This window comes from Rhodoblastus sp. (assembly GCF_041915505.1).
Classification (GTDB): domain Bacteria; phylum Pseudomonadota; class Alphaproteobacteria; order Rhizobiales; family Beijerinckiaceae; genus Rhodoblastus.
Genome location: NZ_JAYSBG010000221.1, coordinates 1 through 6,014 on the forward strand (window position 1 = coordinate 1; position 6,014 = coordinate 6,014).

At 63.4% G+C, this 6,014-nt stretch carries 8 protein-coding genes; 2 read left to right on the plus strand and 6 right to left on the minus strand.

Annotated features, from left to right (window positions below; all coding sequences use genetic code 11):
• Window positions 1-193, plus strand: a 193-nt coding sequence (locus ACE3S9_RS13395; RefSeq protein WP_374546969.1) for a YncE family protein, incomplete at its 5' end; no start/stop codon positions are given.
• Window positions 194-202: 9 nt separating this feature from the next.
• Here ACE3S9_RS13395 and ACE3S9_RS13400 read toward each other — a convergent pair.
• The 6 genes from ACE3S9_RS13400 to sufB are packed head-to-tail and all read right to left on the minus strand — an operon-like array spanning window position 203 to window position 5,732.
• Window positions 203-511: a hypothetical protein gene (locus tag ACE3S9_RS13400; protein ID WP_374546970.1), complete on the minus strand. Its 309-nt coding sequence runs from the start codon at window positions 509-511 to the stop codon at window positions 203-205.
• Window positions 512-543: 32 nt separating this feature from the next.
• Window positions 544-933, minus strand: coding sequence for an SUF system Fe-S cluster assembly protein (locus ACE3S9_RS13405; RefSeq protein ID WP_374546971.1), 390 nt, complete (start codon window positions 931-933; stop codon window positions 544-546).
• Window positions 934-946: 13 nt separating this feature from the next.
• On the minus strand, window positions 947-2,188 hold the full coding sequence (locus ACE3S9_RS13410) for a cysteine desulfurase (RefSeq protein WP_374546972.1): 1,242 nt from the start codon (window positions 2,186-2,188) through the stop codon (window positions 947-949).
• The gene (sufD, locus tag ACE3S9_RS13415) at window positions 2,185-3,459 is read right to left on the minus strand and encodes a Fe-S cluster assembly protein SufD (RefSeq protein WP_374546973.1); all 1,275 of its coding nucleotides are present in this window, start codon (window positions 3,457-3,459) and stop codon (window positions 2,185-2,187) included. Before sufD ends, ACE3S9_RS13410 begins: the two co-directional genes overlap by 4 nt.
• Window positions 3,459-4,208 carry a Fe-S cluster assembly ATPase SufC gene (gene sufC, locus ACE3S9_RS13420; protein ID WP_374546974.1) on the minus strand — a complete coding sequence of 250 codons (750 nt, stop codon included), beginning with the start codon at window positions 4,206-4,208 and terminating at the stop codon, window positions 3,459-3,461. Before sufC ends, sufD begins: the two co-directional genes overlap by 1 nt.
• 42 nt (window positions 4,209-4,250) lie before the next feature.
• The gene (gene sufB / locus ACE3S9_RS13425) at window positions 4,251-5,732 is read right to left on the minus strand and encodes a Fe-S cluster assembly protein SufB (RefSeq protein WP_374546975.1); all 1,482 of its coding nucleotides are present in this window, start codon (window positions 5,730-5,732) and stop codon (window positions 4,251-4,253) included.
• 49 nt (window positions 5,733-5,781) lie between these two features.
• Here sufB and ACE3S9_RS13430 point away from each other — a divergent pair.
• Window positions 5,782-6,014 (plus strand): hypothetical protein (locus ACE3S9_RS13430; RefSeq protein WP_374546976.1); only part of this gene is annotated, 233 nt, incomplete at its 3' end.

Below are 6,014 nucleotides of genomic sequence, written 5' to 3' on the forward strand. Positions count from 1 at the left end.
CGGATTGGTTTCGGCCTGCGGCTACCCGGAGGGCTTGCTGGTCGCGCCCGATCAGCGCGAGGCGCTGGTCGCCTGCTGGATGGACGATGTGCTAGCGGCGATCGATGTGAACAGCCTGAAAGTGACGCGGAAAATCCCGGTCGGCGCCAGCCCCCGCGCCTTTGGGCAGTTCATCGCGCCGGACGCACGGTGAGGCGCCCTTTCAGGGCAGCGGCTCGATTTTCGTCACGCGCGGCGCGCCGGACAAAGGTTTGAAAACGAAGATGCGGACCCGGGAAACTCCTCCGCCACGCGTCTTTTCATCGGCGGTGAAGCAGAAATTCATTCCCGCCACGACCTGCCGCGAGACGGTCAGCGGCTCGTAAGAAATATCCGCAATAGTCCCGATCGCCTGCGCGAAAACCACCTTCGCCTCTTCGTCGAGCGGCTCGAAAGCGCCATAGGCCCCGACCAGGGGCGCGGATGGATCACGCGTCTCCGCATGGACCGCAAGACCGGCGAGTGCGAGCATCAGGCCGCCGAAAAAAATCCTGCGCCCCGCCGTCACCACATATCCAGCGCCGCGCGCGCCTCGTCCGACATGCGGCTCTGGTCCCACGGCGGATCGAACACCAGATTGACCTCGACGCCAGCCACGCCCGGCACCGCCGCGACCGCGTTCTCGACCCAGACCGGCATGTCGCCCGCCACCGGGCAGCCCGGCGCGGTGAGGGTCATCTCGATCTTCACGAAACGGCTCTCATCGATATCGACGCGGTAGATCAGGCCGAGTTCGTAGATGTCGGCGGGAATTTCAGGATCGAACACCGTCTTCAGCGCCGTGACGATGCTTTCGGAGAGCCGTTCCAGCTCTTCCGGCGAAATGGCGTCCTGCACCGCGATGGCGGGGCGGTTCGGTTGAATTTCGGCGTCGGGCTTGGCGTGTTCGTTCATCGCGAAAATCCGGTCAGGCGAAAAGATGGGCGGCGCGATCCAGCGCCGCAACCAGAGCGTCGACTTCCGCGCGCGTATTATAGAGCGCGAAGCTCGCCCGGCAGGTTGAGGTGACCCCGAAACGCGCCAGCAAAGGCTGGGCGCAATGGGTGCCGGCGCGCACCGCGACGCCGGAACGGTCGATGACCGTGGAGACGTCATGGGCGTGCGCGCCGTTCATTTCGAAGGAGAACAAGGCGCCCTTGCCCGGCGCGGTTCCGAACAGGCGCAGATAGGGCAGATCGGCGAGGCGTTTTCCGGCATAGGCCGCGAGGTCGGCCTCATGGGCGTGGATCGCGTCGCGACCGATGCGCTCCATATAATCGAGCGCGGCGCCGAGGCCGATAGCCTCGACGATGGGCGGCGTGCCCGCCTCGAAACGCTGCGGCGGAACGCCATAGGTGACATTATCGAGCGTCACCGTCTCGATCATCTCGCCACCGCCGGCGAAGGGCGGCAGTTTCGACAGCCATTCCTTCTTGCCATAGAGCGCGCCAATGCCGGTCGGGCCGTAAAGCTTGTGGCCGGTGACGACATAGAAATCGACGTCGAGATCGCGCACGTCGACATCGCAATGGACCGCGCCCTGCGAGCCGTCGACCAGCACGGGAACGTCGCGCTCATGGGCGAGGCGGACGATCTCCTTCACCGGCGTGACCGTGCCCAGCACATTGGACATATGGGTGATCGCGACGATCTTGGTCCGGTCCGTCAGCGCCGCCTCGAATTTGTCGAGCGAAAACGAGCCATCGTCCTCGACATCGACCCATTTCAGCTTCGCGCCCTTGCGCTCGCGCAGAAAATGCCAGGGCACGACATTGGAATGATGCTCCATGATCGAGAGCACGATTTCGTCGCCCTCCGCGATATGGGCCAGGCCATAGGACGACGCGACGAGATTGAGCGCCTCGGTGGCGCCGCGCGTGAAAATGATCTCCTCGGTCGAGCCGGCGTTGAGGAATGCGCGCATTTTTTCGCGCGCCGCCTCGAAGGCGTCGGTCGCGGCGTTGGCGAGATAATGCAGGCCGCGATGGACGTTGGAATATTCATGTTCGAAGGCATGGACCATGCGCTCGATCACGGCGCGCGGCTTCTGCGCCGAAGCGGCGTTGTCGAGATAGACCAGCGGCTTGCCATAGGGGCGCTCGGCCAGAATGGGAAAATCCGCGCGGATTTTCTCGACGTCATAGGGCGCGATCTTCACCGGCTGGTTCATGCAAAAACTCCTCCGGCGAGCAGGTCGGCGAGATCCGCCTTCAGCAGATCGCGCAGCCTTTCATCCGCCAGCGCATCGAAGGCTTCGGCCGCGAAAGCCTCGACCAGAATGGCCTGCGCCTCGGCGCGCGGCACGCCGCGCGATTCCATATAGAATAATTGATTGGCGTCGAGCTTGGCGCAGGCCGCGCCATGGCCGCAGGCGACGTCGTCGGCGAAAATCTCCAGCTCCGGCTTGGACGACATGGCGGCGTCATCCGAGAGCAGGAGCCCACGGCAGAGCATCTTGCCATCGGTCTTCTGGGCGTGCGGCGGCACCACGATCTTGCCCTGAAACACGCCATTGGCCTGATCGGCGAGCACATATTTGAACGTCTCTCGGCTGATGCAGGACGGCGCGTCATGCGTCACCGTGAGCGTCACATCGGCATGTTCGCGCCCGCGCAAAAGCGTCGCGCCCGTGAGATGAAGCTGCGCGTCTTCTCCGGCGCAGGAGGCGAAAATCTGCCGCCGCAGGAAAGGCGCGCCGGCAAGCAGGGAAGCCGCGCGCAACTGGGCTTCCGCGTCCAGCCGCGCGACAATAGTCTGCACGTCTACCGCCGCGGCGCCGCGCGCGCGGCAGGCGTAATCCAGTTCCGCGCCGCGCCCGAGCGCGATGAACAAAGCGCTGTCGCCAAAACCCTCGCCCGCCTCGGCGCGGGTTTCGAGCAAAGTGGCTCGCGCGCCGTCGCCCAGCGTGACCAGATGGCGCGCGAAGCGGCTCTGCGCGGCCGGCGCGCTGGCTAGCGAAACCAGCTCCAGAACCTTTTCGATCCGCGCGCCGGCCGCGATCTCGATGGCGACGCCGCCCTGCGCGAAACCGGCGTTGAGATCAAGCAGCGCGTCTTCCGCGCCTTGCGCGAGTGCGGCGACGCTCTTGTCGTCCGCCGCCAGAGGGCGGATGGTCACGCCCGGCGCCGAAGTGAGATCGTCCGACAATTCGGCAATGAAGAAGCCATCGACAAGGACGATTTTCAGCCGGTCGGACGGCGCAAGAACGGCCTTCGCCCGCGCCAGGGCGTCCGCATCGGGCCGGCCCGCGCGCGGCGGAGCGGCGCGGAGCTTCGCGCGCAGATCGGTGTAATGCCAGGCCTCATTGCGGCGCGACGGCAGGCCGGCGCGGGCGAAACGCTCCATGGCGGAGCGCCGCTGCGCGTCGGCGCGTTCGTCGAGCGCGAAGCCCGCCAGGAAATCCTGTTCGGCCTGCGTCGGATTTTGCAGCAGCGCGCCCATCACGCGGCCTCGTCGACATAATCGGCATAGCCGCTCTTTTCGAGCTCCAGCGCCAGTTCCGCGCCGCCGCTCTTCACGATGCGGCCCCTGGACATGACATGGACCGTGTCCGGCGCGATCAGGTCGAGCAGGCGCTGGTAATGGGTGATGACGAGCAGGCCGCGCTCCTTCGAGCGCAAAGCGTTGACGCCTTCCGCGCAGACGCGCAAGGCGTCGATGTCGAGGCCGGAATCCATTTCATCCAATATGGCGAATTTCGGCTCCAGCAGCGCCATCTGCAGGATTTCCATGCGCTTCTTCTCGCCGCCGGAAAAGCCCAGATTCACCGGGCGTTTCAGCATGTCCTGCGAGATGTTCAGCTTGCCCGCCGCCTCGCGCACGCGCTTCATGAATTCGGGCGTCGAAAGCTCCGCTTCCTCGCGCGCCTTGCGCTGCGCATTGAGCGCCGCCTTGAGGAAGGTCATGGTCGCGACGCCGGGAATTTCCAGCGGATATTGGAACACCAGAAACAGCCCAAGCGCCGCGCGTTCGGCGGGCGTCTTGTCGAGCAGATCGATTCCATCGAGCCGGACTGAGCCTTCGGTCACCTCATAATCGGCGCGGCCGGCGACGACATAGGAGAGCGTCGATTTGCCCGAGCCGTTCGGCCCCATGATCGCGGCGACCTCGCCATCCGCGACGGTGAGCGACAGGCCGTCGATGATTTTCTTGCCGGCGACGGAAACGTGGAGGTTTTCGATTTCAAGCATGACGGAACCTTGAAGAGAAAAACGCGATGACGGCGGCGGGAATCAGCCGACGCTGCCCTCAAGCGAAATGGCGATGAGTTTCTGGGCCTCGACGGCGAATTCCATCGGCAATTGCTGCAATACGTCGCGGACGAAGCCATTGACGATCAGAGCCGTCGCCTCTTCGGCGGAAAGCCCGCGCTGCATGCAATAGAACAATTGGTCGTCGGAGATTTTCGACGTCGTGGCCTCATGCTCGAAAACGGCCGAGGAATTCTTGGCCTCGATATAAGGCACGGTATGAGCGCCGCAGGCGTTGCCGATCAACAGCGAGTCGCAATTGGTGAAATTGCGCGCGTTGGCGGCTTTGCGATGGGCGGAAATCTGGCCGCGATAGGTGTTCTGCGAATGGCCGGCGGCAATGCCCTTGGAGATCACGCGGCTCGACGTATTGGCGCCGAGATGGATCATCTTGGTGCCGGAATCGACCTGCTGATAGCCGTTGGAAATGGCGATCGAGTAAAACTCGCCGCGCGAATCGTCACCACGTAAAATGCAGGATGGATATTTCCAGGTGATGGCCGAGCCGGTTTCGACCTGGGTCCAGGAGATTTTCGAGCGCGCGCCGCGGCAATCGCCGCGCTTGGTGACGAAGTTATAAATTCCGCCCTTGCCCTCGCTGTCGCCGGGATACCAGTTCTGCACCGTGGAATATTTGATCTCGGCGTCGTCATGCGCGATCAGTTCGACCACCGCCGCATGAAGCTGGTTCTCGTCGCGCTGCGGCGCGGTGCAGCCTTCGAGATAGGACACATAGGAGCCCTTGTCGGCGATGATCAGCGTGCGCTCGAACTGGCCGGTGTTCTTCTCATTGATGCGGAAATAGGTCGAAAGCTCCATCGGGCAGCGCACGCCAGGCGGCACATAGACGAAGGAGCCGTCGGAAAACACCGCCGAATTGAGGGTGGCGAAATAATTGTCGGTCACGGGCACGACCGAGCCGAGATATTTCTTCACCAGTTCGGGATGGGTCTGCACCGCTTCGGAAATCGGGCAGAAGATCACGCCCGCCTTGGCCAGCTCGGCCTTGAAGGTGGTGGCCACCGAGACCGAATCGAACACCGCGTCCACGGCCACCTTGCGGGCGTTGGGATCCTGCTGCACGCCGGCCAGGATTTCCTGCTCACGCAGGGGAATGCCGAGCTTCTCATAGGTGCGCAGCAGTTCGGGATCGACCTCGTCAAGCGATTTCGGCCCTTCGGCGCTTTTCGGCGCGGCGTAATAATAAAGGTCCTGATAATCGATCGGCGGATAATGGACCCGAGCCCATTGCGGCTCGGTCATGGTCCGCCAGCGGCGAAAGGCGTCGAGGCGCCATTCCGTCATCCAGCCCGGCTCGTTCTTCTTGGCCGAGATGAAGCGAACGATATCCTCGTCCAGGCCCTTGGGGGCCTTTTCCGATTCGATCTGTGTCGTGAAGCCGTATTTATAGGCGTCGACGTCGAGCGTCTTGACCTTGTCGACAGTCTCTTGGACAGCCGCCATTACAAAATCTCCTCACCTAACGCGGGTTCAAGGCCCGCTGGTTGAGTCTATGTCCGAAGCGGATCAGGTCCGGAGCCTTCGCCGCATTCTCTCTCGCACCTTAGACAATATTTCCAGAAAACGCACGCATTCTTCCCGATCCGACGCCCAGCCGAGGCTGATACGAAGGGCTGAACGCGCAAGCTCGGCTGAAACGCCCATCGCGGCCAGCACATGCGAAGGCGTCACCTTGCCCGAGGAGCAGGCCGAGCCGGAGGACAAAGCCACGCCCTCGACATCGAA

Coding starts and splice junctions, on each gene's coding strand:
- ACE3S9_RS13400 (WP_374546970.1), bottom strand. CDS start 511: ATGCTCGCACTCGCCGGTCTTGCGGTCCATGCGGAGACGCGTGATCCA.
- ACE3S9_RS13405 (WP_374546971.1), bottom strand. CDS start 933: ATGAACGAACACGCCAAGCCCGACGCCGAAATTCAACCGAACCGCCCC.
- ACE3S9_RS13410 (WP_374546972.1), bottom strand. CDS start 2,188: ATGAACCAGCCGGTGAAGATCGCGCCCTATGACGTCGAGAAAATCCGC.
- sufD (WP_374546973.1), bottom strand. CDS start 3,459: ATGGGCGCGCTGCTGCAAAATCCGACGCAGGCCGAACAGGATTTCCTG.
- sufC (WP_374546974.1), bottom strand. CDS start 4,208: ATGCTTGAAATCGAAAACCTCCACGTTTCCGTCGCCGGCAAGAAAATC.
- sufB (WP_374546975.1), bottom strand. CDS start 5,732: ATGGCGGCTGTCCAAGAGACTGTCGACAAGGTCAAGACGCTCGACGTC.